The organism is Mycobacterium sp., assembly GCF_049280035.1.
Lineage (GTDB): Bacteria > Actinomycetota > Actinomycetes > Mycobacteriales > Mycobacteriaceae > Mycobacterium.
The window spans coordinates 1-13428 of sequence record NZ_JBAPPI010000038.1; the positions used below are offsets into that span (position 1 = coordinate 1).

13 protein-coding genes and 2 pseudogenes are annotated in these 13428 nt (G+C 66.9%); 4 read left to right on the forward strand and 11 right to left on the reverse strand.

Features of this window, described 5'->3' with window-relative positions:
- Both WAN71_RS01220 and WAN71_RS01225 read right to left on the reverse strand, forming a co-directional pair.
- A pseudogene (locus WAN71_RS01220) lies at positions 1-1057 on the reverse strand (homocysteine S-methyltransferase family protein); the annotation flags it as partial.
- Positions 1058-1102: 45 nt separating this feature from the next.
- Positions 1103-1356: pseudogene (locus WAN71_RS01225) on the reverse strand (hypothetical protein); the annotation flags it as partial.
- 21 nt (positions 1357-1377) lie between these two features.
- On the opposite strand from WAN71_RS01225, the gene WAN71_RS01230 reads away from it, so the two are divergent.
- From WAN71_RS01230 to WAN71_RS01245, 4 genes are all read left to right on the forward strand, one after another.
- On the forward strand, positions 1378-2325 hold the full coding sequence (locus tag WAN71_RS01230) for a PAC2 family protein (protein WP_422223582.1): 948 nt from the start codon (positions 1378-1380) through the stop codon (positions 2323-2325).
- 36 nt (positions 2326-2361) lie between these two features.
- The gene (locus WAN71_RS01235) at positions 2362-4083 is read left to right on the forward strand and encodes a serine/threonine-protein kinase PknH/PknJ (protein WP_422223583.1); all 1722 of its coding nucleotides are present in this window, start codon (positions 2362-2364) and stop codon (positions 4081-4083) included.
- A gap of 75 nt (positions 4084-4158) precedes the next feature.
- On the forward strand, positions 4159-5817 hold the full coding sequence (locus WAN71_RS01240; protein ID WP_422223593.1) for a serine/threonine-protein kinase PknH/PknJ: 1659 nt from the start codon (positions 4159-4161) through the stop codon (positions 5815-5817).
- Positions 5817-6539: a sensor domain-containing protein gene (locus WAN71_RS01245; RefSeq protein WP_422223584.1), complete on the forward strand. Its 723-nt coding sequence runs from the start codon at positions 5817-5819 to the stop codon at positions 6537-6539. Before WAN71_RS01240 ends, WAN71_RS01245 begins: the two co-directional genes overlap by 1 nt.
- Before the next feature lie 12 nt (positions 6540-6551).
- Here the strand turns inward: WAN71_RS01245 and WAN71_RS01250 are convergent, their stop codons facing one another.
- Genes WAN71_RS01250 through WAN71_RS01290 form a run of 9 tightly spaced genes read right to left on the reverse strand, consistent with a single transcriptional unit; the run spans position 6552 to position 13291 of the window.
- Positions 6552-7433, reverse strand: coding sequence for an SDR family oxidoreductase (locus WAN71_RS01250; RefSeq protein ID WP_422223585.1), 882 nt, complete (start codon positions 7431-7433; stop codon positions 6552-6554).
- A gap of 9 nt (positions 7434-7442) precedes the next feature.
- Positions 7443-8696, reverse strand: a complete 1254-nt coding sequence (gene mshC / locus WAN71_RS01255; protein ID WP_422223586.1) for a cysteine--1-D-myo-inosityl 2-amino-2-deoxy-alpha-D-glucopyranoside ligase — start codon at positions 8694-8696, stop codon at positions 7443-7445.
- A gap of 27 nt (positions 8697-8723) precedes the next feature.
- Complete coding sequence (locus WAN71_RS01260) at positions 8724-9491, reverse strand: 3'(2'),5'-bisphosphate nucleotidase CysQ (protein WP_422223587.1); 768 nt, start codon at positions 9489-9491, stop codon at positions 8724-8726.
- Positions 9492-9502: 11 nt separating this feature from the next.
- On the reverse strand, positions 9503-9913 hold the full coding sequence (locus WAN71_RS01265) for a nitroreductase family deazaflavin-dependent oxidoreductase (protein ID WP_422223588.1): 411 nt from the start codon (positions 9911-9913) through the stop codon (positions 9503-9505).
- A gap of 56 nt (positions 9914-9969) precedes the next feature.
- Positions 9970-10785 (reverse strand): SCO1664 family protein, encoded by an 816-nt coding sequence (locus WAN71_RS01270; RefSeq protein ID WP_422223589.1) that lies wholly within the window; start codon positions 10783-10785, stop codon positions 9970-9972.
- Positions 10769-11356 carry a DUF3090 domain-containing protein gene (locus tag WAN71_RS01275; RefSeq protein ID WP_422223590.1) on the reverse strand — a complete coding sequence of 196 codons (588 nt, stop codon included), beginning with the start codon at positions 11354-11356 and terminating at the stop codon, positions 10769-10771. The genes WAN71_RS01270 and WAN71_RS01275 overlap by 17 nt, the downstream gene beginning before the upstream one ends.
- Before the next feature lie 48 nt (positions 11357-11404).
- Positions 11405-12097: a histidine phosphatase family protein gene (locus WAN71_RS01280; protein WP_422223591.1), complete on the reverse strand. Its 693-nt coding sequence runs from the start codon at positions 12095-12097 to the stop codon at positions 11405-11407.
- Positions 12094-12936: an undecaprenyl-diphosphate phosphatase gene (locus WAN71_RS01285; RefSeq protein ID WP_422223594.1), complete on the reverse strand. Its 843-nt coding sequence runs from the start codon at positions 12934-12936 to the stop codon at positions 12094-12096. The genes WAN71_RS01280 and WAN71_RS01285 overlap by 4 nt, the downstream gene beginning before the upstream one ends.
- A gap of 40 nt (positions 12937-12976) precedes the next feature.
- Positions 12977-13291 carry a hypothetical protein gene (locus WAN71_RS01290; protein WP_422223592.1) on the reverse strand — a complete coding sequence of 105 codons (315 nt, stop codon included), beginning with the start codon at positions 13289-13291 and terminating at the stop codon, positions 12977-12979.
- Positions 13292-13428 lie beyond the last annotated feature (137 nt).

The window sequence follows — 13428 nt, forward strand, 5'->3', positions numbered from 1 at the left end:
GCAGCAGCCACCGACCAGGTTGACCAGGCCGGCCTCGGCGAACTCGGCGATGTAGCTGGCCTGACGCTCCGGGGACTCGTCATACTCGCCGAAGGCGTTGGGCAGGCCGGCGTTCGGGTAGCAGGAGACGTAGGTGTCCGCGATCCGCGCAACCTCGGCGATGTAGGGCCTCATCTCCGGCGCGCCCAGGGCGCAGTTGAGGCCGACCGCGATCGGCTTCGCGTGCCTGATCGCGTTCCAGAACGCTTCGGTGACCTGACCGGACAGCGTCCGCCCGGAGGCATCGGTGATGGTGCCGGAGATGATCACCGGCCAGCGGCGTCCGCGGTCCTCGAACAGCGTCTCGACGGCGAATACCGCGGCCTTGGCGTTCAGCGAGTCGAATATCGTCTCGATGATGAGGAGGTCGGCACCGCCGTCGACCAGGCCGTTGACGGCTTCGAGGTAGGCGGCGACCAGCTGGTCGTAGGAGACGTTGCGGGCTCCAGGGTCGTTGACGTCCGGCGAGATCGACGCGGTGCGCGTCGTCGGCCCGATGGCGCCGGCGACGTAGCGCGGCTTCTCCGGGGTGCTGAACTCGTCGCAGGCCTTGCGGGCCAGGGCAGCGCCGGCGTAGTTCAGCTCGTAGGCCAGCTCGTGCATGTCGTAGTCGGAGAGCGAGACCGCGTTCGCGTTGAACGTATTGGTCTCCAGAATGTCGGCGCCCGCCTCGAGGTACTAGCGGTGGATCCCCTCGATGATCTGCGGCTGCGTCAGGTTGAGCAGGTCGTTGTTGCCCTGGAGAGCGGTCGGCCACTCTGTGAACCGCTCGCCGCGGTAACCGGCCTCGTCCGGCCGGTCCCGCTGGATCGCCGTGCCCATCGCGCCGTCGATCACCATGATCCGCCGGCCGAGAGCAGCCGTCAGTTCGTCGGCGCAGTCGGGGCGGATGTTCGGCGCAAAGGTGTTCGCGTAAGCGCTCACGTACGTTCCTTCCGTAGCGGAAGGCGTCCTTAACTCTGCCGAGCGTGGCGGATACCGGCGGGACCGGAGAACCGTTGCAACGCCTCTCGACCAGAAAAGTTTACGTCGTCACCCGACGTCTGGACGCCCAGCTCGACCCGACCCGCTTGGCGATCGCGGTGTCCTCGAGCGCCAGCTCGCGGATCTTGTCGGCAATGTCGTAGTCACCAAGGTTAACCAGATTGCAGCCGAACGTATTTCGTATCGACCGCGTCGGCGCCGGTTGTTGAAGTCGTCGAGCGTGAGTCGGCCGCCTGCAGCTGAGTGCCCATACCGCCGTCGCCCGACAACGACGCGCTGCGACAACGTCTCAAGCTGGTCGGTGTCGTAGCCGGCGCCGTTGGTGGAAGTCATCCCAACAAGCATAGCCGGTCTATGGAAAATGCCTGGGCGCTTGACAGCGCTCGCCACACCAGGACTCCGATCAGGCCGTACGCTGATTGCGTGACCTCGCCGGATGTCAGCGCTTCGCTTCCCGAACTGCACAACACGATCGTCGTGGCGGCGTTCGAGGGGTGGAACGACGCCGGCGACGCGGCCAGCGACGCCCTGGAGCACCTGGACGCCATTTGGGAGGCCGACCCGATCGTCGAGATCGACGACGAGGCTTACTACGACTATCAGGTAAACCGCCCGGTCATTCGGCAGGTCGACGGCGTCACGCGGGAATTGGTATGGCCGTCGATGCGGATCTCGCACTGCCGCCCGCCCGGCGCCGACCGCGACATCGTGTTGATGCACGGCGTTGAGCCCAATATGCGTTGGCGCACCTTCTGCGCAGAGCTGCTGGCCGTCGCCGACAAGCTCAACGTCGACACCGTGGTGATCCTCGGCGCGCTACTGGCGGACACACCGCACACCCGACCAGTGCCGGTGTCCGGGGCGGCCTACTCCCCCGAGTCGGCGCACCGCTTCGGATTGCAGGAGACCCGCTACGAGGGTCCGACCGGCATCGCCGGGGTGTTTCAGGACGCCTGCGTGGCGGCCGGCATACCGGCGGTCACCTTCTGGGCGGCGGTTCCGCATTACGTGTCGCAGCCGCCGAACCCGAAAGCGACCGTAGCGCTGCTGCGCCGCGTCGAGGATGTGCTCGACATCGAGGTACCGCTGGCCGACCTGCCGGCTCAGGCCGAGGAGTGGGAGCAGGCGGTCACCGAGATGACCGCCGAGGACGACGAAATCTCCGAGTACGTGCAGTCATTGGAGCAACGCGGTGACGCCGAGGTCGACATGAACGAGGCGCTCGGCAAGATCGACGGCGATGCGCTGGCCGCCGAGTTCGAGCGCTACCTGCGCCGCCGCCGCCCGGGCTTCGGGCGCTAGACCGCATGAGGGGCCCATTGCCAGAGGATCGCTGACGTGCCAGACGCCGGATCGGTGATCGCGGGCTACCGCGTCGTGCGGGTGCTCGGTTCGGGCGGAATGGGCTCGGTGTACCTGGCGCAGGACCCGGACCTGCCCCGCCTCGATGCGTTGAAGGTGCTGTCGTCGGCCCACAGCAATGACCCGGAATTCCGGGCCCGGTTTGTGCGGGAGGCCGCTGTCGCCGCGGGCCTAACTCATCCCAACATTGTGGCGATCCATCACCGTGGTGAAACTGCAGAGGGACAACTCTGGATCGCGATGCAGTTCGTCGACGGCGACGACGCTGATACGGCATTGCGAGCGGGCACCATGACTCCGCAACGAGCGGTACGCATCGTCGGTGAAGTCGCCAAAGCGCTCGACTACGCGCACCGGCACAACGTGGTCCATCGCGATGTCAAACCTGCCAACTTCCTGCTGACTGCCCAACGTGGCGCTGCCGAACGGGTACTGCTCGCCGATTTCGGAATCGCGCGTGCCCTCGACGACGTCGGGCTGACGACAACCGGTTCGGTGTTGGCGACGATGTCCTACGCCGCACCCGAGCTGCTCGCCGGGCACGCCTTCGATGGTCGGGCGGACGTATATTCGTTGGGCTGCAGCCTATTTCGCCTCCTCACCGGGACCACCCCGTTTCCCACCGGCAACGGTCCGGCGGCGGTGATGATGGCGCATTTGCATGCACCGCCACCCCGCGTCAGTGAGCGGTTGCCCGACCTTTCCTCAGCACTGGACGCGGTGATCGCTCGCGCGATGGCCAAGGATCCGGCGGGCCGCTTTCCGACGGCCACCGAGCTCGCGGAGTCGGCACACGACGCTCTGCAAGACGCACCGCCCGGCGTCTTGCGGACGGCGTTGCCGAGCCGGATGGTCGACGTCGTGCAATCCGCCGATCCTGGATGGTGGCGTCCGGCGTCAAGCGGGCAGTTCACACCGACCGCGCAAGCAGTCCCCGGTAAGTCCGGTCAGCGCCGACGCCGGTTCCGTTGGGTCGCCGCGGGGCTGGCCGTCACCACCGCCGTGGTGGCCACTGCCGCCTCGCTTATCTTCTCCGGCCGAGGCGAACACGCCGGCGCGCCGCCCGCGCGGAAACCCTCGCCGACGTCGTCACCGGCCGCTGCCGCGCCGACGCGAGTGTCGCCGTCCGGGCTGCCCGGATTGCTGCTGAGTGCCGACGCACTTTCCGTTCCGCTGGGCACCGGCCACCTGCAGATAACAAGTACCTCGACGGCGCTGCTGGACTCCTCGGCCGAGGTATCAGATAGCCAATGCGTGAGCGCCTGGGCGCCGGCCCAGGTGGCGGCGTATGCCAGCTTCGGCGACTCGGGCGCGCAAGTCCAGACGCTCAGCGACGGGCTTGAGCCTGCGCAGCGGACCACGCTCACCCAGGCGTTGATCGCGTTCCCCACCCCCGACGCCGCCGACAACGCCGTCGCCGCGCAGATCGGTCAATGGCAGCAATGCGCGAACCGAACGATCACGGTCACCATGCCCGGCAGCGGAGCGACGGGGGTGACCCTGGGCGCGCCGGTCGGCGTACCGGGAATGATCCGGCTGCTGAGCCAGCAAGTGCAGCCCACCCCCGGACAGCATTGTCAGCGTGCGACGGGATCGAAAAACAACGTGGTCGTCGACGTCGCCGCCTGCTCGCCGTCGGTCCAAGACCCGGCCAAGTCAGTTGCGAGGATGATCAGCGGCGACGTCCCGCCGGGCTGAGCGCGTGAAATTCCGCCCCACGCAGGACCGGTAATGTCAGAGCCCGTGACTGAGCCCGGCCTGATCGGTGGGTCGATGCTGGCCGGCTACCGCATCGAACGCAAGCTCGGCGAGGGCGGCATGGGAGCGGTGTATCTGGCCAGCAACCCCGACCTGCCGCGCCGCGACGCGATCAAGGTTCTCTCCGCAGAGCTGTCACGCGACAAGGAATTCCGGGCCCGGTTCATCCGGGAAGCCGACGTGGCCGCCCGGCTCACCCACCCCAACATCGTGGCGGTATACCGACGCGGTGAAACTCCCGCCGGTCAGTTGTGGATCGCGATGCAATTCGTTGACGGCCAGGACGCCGACGCCGCGCTGCGGGCCGGCACCATGACACCGCAGCGCGCCATCGACATTGTCGGCCAGGTCGCCTCGGCGCTCGATTACGCGCACGGGCAGCATGTCGTACACCGCGACATCAAGCCGGCGAACTTTTTGCTCGCCCACGATGCAACCGAAGAACGAGCGCTACTGGCTGACTTCGGGATCGCCCGCGCCCTCGACGAGATCGGGCTGACCGCCAGCGGACAGGTGATGTCCACGGTGGCCTACGCCGCCCCCGAGGTGCTGGCGGGGACACCCGTCGACTACCGCGCCGACCTGTATTCGCTGGGTTGCGCGCTGTTCAAGCTACTCACTGGGAAGACCCCGTACTGGACGGCCGCCGGGGCGCCCGCAGTCATGCTCGCGCACTTACAGGAGCCACCGCCCCGGGTCACTGACCTCGCACCGGGCCTGCCGCCGGCGCTGGACGCGGTGATCGCGGTCGCCATGGCCAAGGATCCGGCGCTTCGCTACCGCACCGCCGGCGAACTCGCATCGGCCGCGACCGTTGCGCTGCACAGCCGGGACCAGACGGTGCAGTGGCGGATCACCGCCGGTGTCAATGAGGCCCCGACCACCTCACCAGCGCCGCTCCTGCCCGCACCATCGCCCGGACCGCTTCAGCCGCGCCGCCGAAAGGGGAGGCGGCGCCGGGTTGTCGCTGCACTGTTGGGAATCGGGTTGACGGTGGCCGCAGCGGTGACCGGTGCGGTGGTGACGAGTCGGCACTCCGACACCGCGACGCAGGCGAAAAAGGTTACAGTGCAGCCGGTTTCGATTCGGGATTTGCCGACGTTGTTGCCCACCGCTGATCAGCTCGGCGCTGCAATGAGCGCCGCAATCACCATCACCGGCGTGACCACAGGTATTGGTATCGATTCCAACAGCCTGGATAGTCAGGACTGCGCCAGCCCGTGGATGGTGGCCCAGCGGGCCGCCTATTTCGGCAGCGGCTGGCAGGCGCTGGAGTTGCAGTCCGCCGACCAACCCCAGCCCGCCACGGCGCCCGGCGGATTACCGCTACCGGGGGTGAATTCCTTTGTAGCCGTGCTCAGTTTTCCTGTCGCCGAGCTCGCGACACGGTTCCTGGACCGCCAGAAGGCGGCATGGCAGAAATGCGTTGGACGCACCGTGACCTTCAACGGCGGGGACAATATGCGGTTGCCCGAACGCTTCGGTGAGTTCAGGGTGACCGGCGACAACATTCTCACGATCACCCATCAGATGGCGAACCTTCCGATGGCCTGCGGGCGGGGATTGACCGTGCGAAACAACGTCGCCATCGACGTCGCCGTCTGCTACTCCGCCAACCCGCTCGACGCGGCGTTGAGTCTGGTCAAGCAAATCGCTGACAAGGTGCCGCAGTGATGGCGAATCCTGGCCAGGGGCGGCGTTCCGCCGGGGCGGTGCCGGCGGCAACACTGCTGGCCAGTCTGCTGATCGTGGTCGTGTCGTGCTCCCAGGCGATCGGTGGGACCGCGGTCTACTCACCGGGCGATTCGCGCGCGGGTTCGGTGCAGGTGCGCGTTTCCCAGCTGCAATCGCTGGTCTTGTCAATCGCCGATGTCGGTGCGCTGCTGGGCATCCCGGATCTTGCCCCGACTGACGTCCCAGCGATCCGCACCCTGCCGTCCGGCGTGTTGTCCGATCCCTCGTGCGGCACGGTGATGCAGACCGGCTGGCTGCCCACCTATCGAAGGTCGGGACAGATCGGCGCCGGTGGCCTGGTCGCCAGGAACCCTCACGAACGCCAGTTCAGCGAAACGGTGGCGGCATTTCGCGATGCCGCCGCGGCGCGGGCGTTCGTCGGCACCGTCATCGCGCAATGGAAGGCCTGCGCCGAACGGCCGATCACACAGAACTTCGAAGGCACTCACGTGAACTTCATGGGCTTTGGTCCGAGCCATTCCTACGGCGTGGACGTGCTGTTGGTCCGCCGCGAAGGCGGCCGCGGATTCGCCTGTTCCCGCGCCATCACGGCCAGCTCCAACGTCACCGCCGATGTGGGTGTGTGCGGGCCCGACGAGACAGTGGTCAACGACCAATCGGCCCGCGTCGTCAACGCGATCTTGGCTCGCATCCCGGCCTGACGCGGGCCGTCGTCAGTGCTTCTCCAACGCCTCGTTGGTGGCGCTGGTGGAGCGGCCCAGGGCGGCGACTTCGGCGTCCATGCGGGGAAGGAGTTCCATCGCGGTTTTGGACACCGCACCCTCGCCGAACGGAGTTGACAGCACCGGCTTGAGCCAGCGGAACCACCGCACCCAGCCCGGACAATAAATCCGGCGTTTCCGGTGCTCGATGCCCTTGACGAACGCCGCCGCACAGTCGTCCACCGAGGTGGTCTTGTTCAGCGGGAAGGGCAGCCGGGCCAGCAGTTCCTGAAATGACGGCAGATCGGCCTTGCTGTCGCGGACCAACGCGGTGTCGATCCAGGACATGTGGGCCGAGCCGACGCTGACCCCCCGCTGGCCGACCTCGAGCCGCAATGCGTGGGCCAGGTGCTCGACACCTGCCTTCGACGCGTCGTAGGGCATCATGCCGGGAGCGGCCGCGAACGCGGCCAACGACGACACGATCAGCACGTAGCCGCGGCGGTCGATCACCGATGGCAGCGTGGCGCGCACGGTGTGGAAGACGCCGAGCAGGTTGACGTCGAGGACCCGCCGGAACGCCTCCGGGTCGACCTGAAGCACCGATCCGTAGCTGGCGATGCCGGCGTTGGCGATGACGACGTCGATACCACCGAACTTTTCGACGGCCTGGTTTGCTGCGGCCTGCATGGCGGCAAGATCTCGCACGTCGGCGGTCGCGGTAAGCACTCGTTCGTCGCCGCCGAGCTCGCTGGACATCGCCGCCAGTGCGCCCGCGTCCAGGTCGGTCAACACCAGTTTGGCGCCCTTGGCGTGCAACCGTCGGGCTACCTCGGCCCCGATTCCATGGCCACCACCGGTGATGAATACGACGTGCGAGTTCACTGAGGTCATTGCCGCAACCTACCGCCGCGCCGAATCCAGGTCCACTCCCAGCAGGGCATCCACCGCCGTTGCCACGGCCTGGGGCGCGTCGGCATCGTGACCGCCGTATTCCAGCGCGTCGGTAGCCCAACCATCAAATGCAGCAAGCACTTTGGGGGTATCAAGGTCGTCCGCGAGATAGCGGCGCACCCGGGCAATGAGGTCGGCGGCATCCGGCGCTCCGGGCAGCCCGGTCGCAGTGCGCCACCGATGCAGCCGGGCATTCGCCGACTCCAGCACTTCGGCGCCCCAGTCGCGGTCGGACCGATAGTGGCCGGCCAGCAGGCCCAGTCGGATCGCCGACGGCTCGACGCCCTCGGCCCGTAACCCCGACACCAAAACCAGGTTGCCGCGGCTCTTGGACATCTTGTGCCCGTCCAAGCCGATCATGCCCGCGTGCACGTAGTGGCGGGCGAATCGTCGCTCGCCACTGACACATTCGGCGTGGGCCGCGGTGAACTCGTGATGCGGAAAGATCAGATCGCTGCCACCGCCCTGAATGTCCAGGCCGCTGCCGATCCGGCTGAGCGCGATCGCCGCGCACTCGACATGCCAACCTGGTCGGCCGGGACCGAACGGCGACGGCCAGCTCGGCTCCCCGGGCCGCGCCGCACGCCACATCAGCGCGTCGAGTTGGTCGGTCTTGCCCCGTCGGTCCGGGTCGCCGCCGCGCTCGGCGAACAGCTGCAGCATGGTGTCGCGGTCATAACCGGATTCATAGCCGAATTGCAGCGTGGCGTCGGCGCGGAAGTACACGTCGGGGTACTCGGGGTCGTCGACGACGTAGGCGGCACCGGAGGCCAGCATCTTTTCCACCAGTTCGACAACTTCGGCCACCGCCTCAGTGGCCGCGACGTATTCGCGTGGCGGCAGCACCCGCAGCGCGGCCATGTCAGCGCGGAACAACGAAACCTCACGAGCCGCCAAGGCGCGCCAGTCAAGACCGTCACGGTTGGCCCGCTCGAACAATGGATCGTCGACATCGGTGACGTTCTGCACGTAGTGCACATCGTGTCCCAGATCCAGCCACAGCCGCTGGATCAGGTCGAAGGCCAGATAGGTGGCGGCGTGGCCGAGGTGGGTGGCGTCATACGGCGTAATTCCGCAGACGTACATGGTGGCCGTCGACCCGGCGACCACCGGGCGTACCTGCCGGTCGGAGGTGTCGTATAGCCGCAACTCCGGGCCGCGTCCCGGCAGCGTCGGTGGCGGTGCCGAAGGCCAGGACTGCATACCGTCGACTGTAAAGCGTGCGCTGGCTCAGCTGGCCAGCCGGATGGCACCCAGCAGCAGGTCGGCGAGTTCCGGGCGACACATCAGGAAGTCGGGCAAATAGGGGTCCGGCCGGTTGTACACCAGCTCGGAGCCGTCCAGCCGTGACGCGTGCATCCCCGCGGCCAGGATCACCCCCGCCGGCGCCGCCGAATCCCACTCCCACTGACCGCCGGCGTGGATGTAGGCGTCGGCGTCGCCGCGCACTACCGACATCGCTTTGGCCCCGGCCGAACCAATCCGCACGAACTCCACGTCCAGCCGCCGGGCCAGGTGATACAACACCGCCGGCGGCCGGTTGGAGCTGGCGGTAATGCGAATAGGCCCGGAATGCACCGCTGTCGACGCGTCGACCGTGTCGCTGCGGTAGAGCTCCCCCATCGCAGGCAAGGCGACCGCGGCGTCGGTGATGGCTCCATTCGGTCCGCCGTGGCGCTGCCACAACGCCACATGCACGGCCCAGTCGTCGCATCCCGGTTGGGAGAATTCCCGCGTGCCGTCCAGTGGGTCGACGATCCATACCCGGTCCGCCTGCAATCGGACCAGGTCGTCGTACGCCTCCTCGGACAGCACCGCGTCATCCGGGCGCTCGGTGCGCAGCCGGCGCAGCAGTAGCGAATTGGCTTGGCTGTCGCCGGCATCGCCGAGCATCCATGGGTGGTCGAAGCCGACGTGGTCGCGCACCGCCAGCAGCAGCTCGCCCGCCTTCTCGGCCAGGTCGGCGGCGAGCGCCGCGTCTGTCACGTCTGGGCTCATCCAGTCCAGTATCAGGTGGTTTCGGCGACGAACACGCCCATTCGGTGCGCCGCGCGCCTCGCGAGCGCCGGAAGGGCCGGGTCATCCGTTCCCGCGGGGACGACCCGCAGATTCACGACGTGCACGTCGCGCCGGAAGAGATGCATGTCGGCCTCACCGGCGGCCAGCACGTTCTTGACCCAGTCCGCCTTGCCGTGACCCAAGATCACCGCAAGCGTGTTGCCCTTGCGGTGGGCGTTGACGACGGTCTCGTAGTGCTTGCCCGACTTGCGGCCGCGGTGTTCGATTACCGCGAACGACGGCAGAAACCGCGCGAGCTTTTTGACCACCGGGTTGACGTACTTGACTTCCAGGCGATGCACCGCTGGCGGAAACACCATCGGCACGCCTGGGGCGTTGTTCGGGTGGTCCTTAGCGGACACGGCGCCTCCCTACCGTAAGAGAGTGATTGGTACCACACAGTACCATCGGCGGAACGTTAAAAAGCGGGCCAGGGAATCGGGCGGTGGCGGTCCGGGCCGGGCATTACCGGGTTGTCCAGCAACGCGCGAGCACGCAGGCGCAGCGCCGCGATCTCGGCGCTGGTGATGTGTTCGGCTAAAGCCTCCCCGAGCGGACCGGCCAGCGCGTCGACCAGTTTGGTCACCGCGTCCAGGGTGTTGTCGTCGAGCGGCTTGCCGGCCCACCCCCACAGCACCGTGCGCAACTTGTCCTCGACGTGCAGGCACAGCCCGTGGTCGACACCGTAAATGCCGCCGTCGACACCGCGAAGCACGTGGCCGCCCTTGCGGTCAGCGTTGTTGATCAACACGTCGAACACCGCCATTCGCCAAAGTCGAATGTCGTCGGCGTGAACCAGCGAGACCGGCTCGCCGGCATAGTCATACGCCCGTAGAACCGGCAGATAGCCGGGCGGCAGCCGGTCAGCCTCAACCAGGTCGACCGGGTCTGGTCCGGGCCCAGGGTCCGAATCAGGTGCGTCACCGGGTTGGTCCACCCACAGCTGCAGCATGCCCGGACCGGCCGGCCCGTGGCGAATGATGGTGTACGGCACGATGTTCCAGCCCAGATGTGTCGACACCAGATACGCGCCGAGTTCTCGCCCGGCCAGGGTGCCGTCGGGAAAGTCCCACAGCGGCTGCTCACCGGCGACCGGCTTGTACACGCAGTGCACGATCGCGCCATCCAGCGTCGATTCACACAGGAAGGTGGCGTTGCTCGCCGAGCGAATGCGTCCCAGGACGGTCAGCTCGCCGCGCCGCAGGACCTCGCGATTGTCAGTCCTCGGCGTCATCGTCGGGCCCGAGCAACGCGCTGCGCCGGTAGCCGTTGGTCCGCGCACAGATGTGTCCTTCGGGATCCAGCGGTTCATCGCACAGCGGGCACGGCGGACGGCCCGCGGAAATGACGCGGTTGGAACGGGTCGCGAACTCCCGCGCCGACTCCGGCGTCAGGAACACCCGCACGGCGTCCGGCCCCTCTTCGGTGTCGTCGAGCACCACGGACGCGTCGAACTCGGTGTCGCTGACGGCCAGCAGTTCAACTACCACGGTTTGCGCCTCGGAGTCCCATCCCAGGCCCATGGTGCCGACCCGAAATTCCGCGTCGACCGGTGTGATCAACGGGCTGAGGTCTTCAACCTCGGTGGTCTCCGGGGGAACCGGTGTGCCGAATCTGCGGTTGACCTCTATCAGCAGCGCGCCGATGCGCTCTGCGAGCACCGCCACCTGCTGCTTCTCCAGCACCACCGAGACCACCCGGGCGTCGTGCACCGCCTGTAGGTAGAAGGTGCGGTTTCCGGGCTGGCCAACTGTCCCGGCGACGAATCGGTCGGGTGAGCGGAAGACGTGAATCGCGCGAGACATGGCAGTTCCAAAATACCGGCAGTTGCGGCTGAGTCGTAAATTCTGCACTCAGTCGGTCGACCCGCCAACCACCGCATCGCCGGGCGGCGCCTCACCGTCTGGCGACGGAGCCGCCGTCAGTGCGGACGTCAGCCGCGGCCCAGTGTGGTTGACGTGCAGCACGAATGGGCGTAGCCGGGTGTAGCGGATCACACTCATCGATGCCGGATCGGCGGAAACCCGCTGGAAACCATCTAGATGTATGCCAAGCGCGTCGGCGACAACCGCCTTGATGACGTCGCCGTGCGTGCAGGCCAGCCACAGCGCGTCGCCGCCGTGCTGCTCGGCCAGCCGTGCGTCGTGGTCACGGACGGCGGCCACGGCACGCGTCTGCACTTGCGCCAGCCCCTCACCGCCGGGAAACACCGCCGCGCTGGGATGCGCCTGAACGACGCCCCACAGCGGTTCCTTGACCAAATCGCCGATTTTGCGGCCGGTCCATTCGCCGTAGTCGACTTCCGACAACCGGTCGTCGAGGACCGGCTCGAGACCAAGCGCGTCGGCGAGGGGCTCGATCGTGCGCCGACATCGCAGCAGCGGTGAGCACACCAGCGCCCGGATCGGCAGCTCACCGATTCGATCGACCAATTCGGTGGCTTGCTGACGGCCCTTGTCGTCGAGATCGACGCCCTCGGAACGACCGGCCAATACATGCGCGGTATTCGACGTGGACCGGCCGTGCCGCAACAGGATGACGGTCATGTGGCGCTCACCACCCCGGCCGCCAGCAGGATCAGCACGCCCACACCGGCGGCCACCCGGTAGCCGACGAACCAGTACATGCTGTGACGCACCAGAAACCGCAATAACCACGCCACCGCGGCAAGACCGACCACGAACGCAATCACGGTAGCCACCAGCAGTTGCGGACCCGTCGCGCTCATCCCCTCAAGCACCGGGTGGAAGGCGTCCGGCAGCGAGAACAATCCGGAGGCGAACACCGCCGGAATGGCAAGCAGGAAACCGAATCGAGCAGCCAACTCACGGTCGAGGCCAAGAAACAACCCAGCGCTGATCGTGGCCCCCGACCGAGAGACTCCCGGAACCAACGCCAGCGTCTGAGCGACACCGACGACGACCGCGTCGCGCCAGGTCAGCCGGTCGACGTGCCTGACCTGCCGGCCGAGGCGCTCGGCCAGCGCGATCACCGCCGAAAACACTACCAGCGCAGTGGCTATCACCCACAGGTTGCGCACGCCCGAGCGGATCTCGTCTTTGAAGAACAGACCCAGGATGCAAATCGGGATCGTCCCAATGATGACGTACCAACCCATCCGGTAATCGGCATTGCGATGCGCGGTGGCATGACGCCCCCAAAAAAGACCTCTAAACCATGCTTTGACGATTCGCACGATGTCGCGGGCGAAATAGACCAACACGGCGATCTCGGTGCCCAACTGGGTTACCGCGGTGAACGACGCGCCGGCGTCGCCGGCAAAAAAGATCCGCGACACGATCGCCAGGTGGCCCGACGACGACACCGGCAAGAACTCGGTCAGACCCTGCACCACGGCCAATACGACAACCTGCCACCAAGACATTGCCGGCGCCGCAGTCACGACGACGACCGTACCGGGTGATCTAGTTGGAAACCTCGTCGAGGGCAACCGCGTCACGCACGGCGGCGGCCAGACTGCGCTCGTCGGCGATATCAACGTCGACGACGTTGCGCCGCACCGTGGCGACGACGTCTTCGGGTTGGGGAACCTGGCCGCTGAGCCTGGGCCGGAATATCTCGACGAGAAGCCACTGACCTTCGATACGGAATGCAAAGCTACGACCGTCACCGAGCTGCCCGAACCCGCTGGCGAACACCTTGTTCGAGAAAACCCCCAGCCACATGTCCTCGATAGCAAACTCTGGATCGGGACAGTGGCGGTCGGCGGCGACGCTCATGCCGGTGACCCTACCTGGCCGCCGATCCCCGTTTTGGGTAACGGGCCTGGGTCGTATCCGACGGTTTTCCCTAGGATCGGACTCCAATGCAACTACTCCTTCTACACTGGCTACCCCTGAATATCCGAGAGTTACCC

Coding starts and splice junctions, on each gene's coding strand:
- WAN71_RS01230 (WP_422223582.1), top strand. CDS start 1,378: ATGGAAAATGCCTGGGCGCTTGACAGCGCTCGCCACACCAGGACTCCG.
- WAN71_RS01240 (WP_422223593.1), top strand. CDS start 4,159: ATGCTGGCCGGCTACCGCATCGAACGCAAGCTCGGCGAGGGCGGCATG.
- WAN71_RS01245 (WP_422223584.1), top strand. CDS start 5,817: ATGGCGAATCCTGGCCAGGGGCGGCGTTCCGCCGGGGCGGTGCCGGCG.
- WAN71_RS01250 (WP_422223585.1), bottom strand. CDS start 7,433: ATGACCTCAGTGAACTCGCACGTCGTATTCATCACCGGTGGTGGCCAT.
- mshC (WP_422223586.1), bottom strand. CDS start 8,696: ATGCAGTCCTGGCCTTCGGCACCGCCACCGACGCTGCCGGGACGCGGC.
- WAN71_RS01260 (WP_422223587.1), bottom strand. CDS start 9,491: ATGAGCCCAGACGTGACAGACGCGGCGCTCGCCGCCGACCTGGCCGAG.
- WAN71_RS01270 (WP_422223589.1), bottom strand. CDS start 10,785: ATGACGCCGAGGACTGACAATCGCGAGGTCCTGCGGCGCGGCGAGCTG.
- WAN71_RS01275 (WP_422223590.1), bottom strand. CDS start 11,356: ATGTCTCGCGCGATTCACGTCTTCCGCTCACCCGACCGATTCGTCGCC.
- WAN71_RS01280 (WP_422223591.1), bottom strand. CDS start 12,097: ATGACCGTCATCCTGTTGCGGCACGGCCGGTCCACGTCGAATACCGCG.
- WAN71_RS01285 (WP_422223594.1), bottom strand. CDS start 12,936: ATGTCTTGGTGGCAGGTTGTCGTATTGGCCGTGGTGCAGGGTCTGACC.
- WAN71_RS01290 (WP_422223592.1), bottom strand. CDS start 13,291: ATGAGCGTCGCCGCCGACCGCCACTGTCCCGATCCAGAGTTTGCTATC.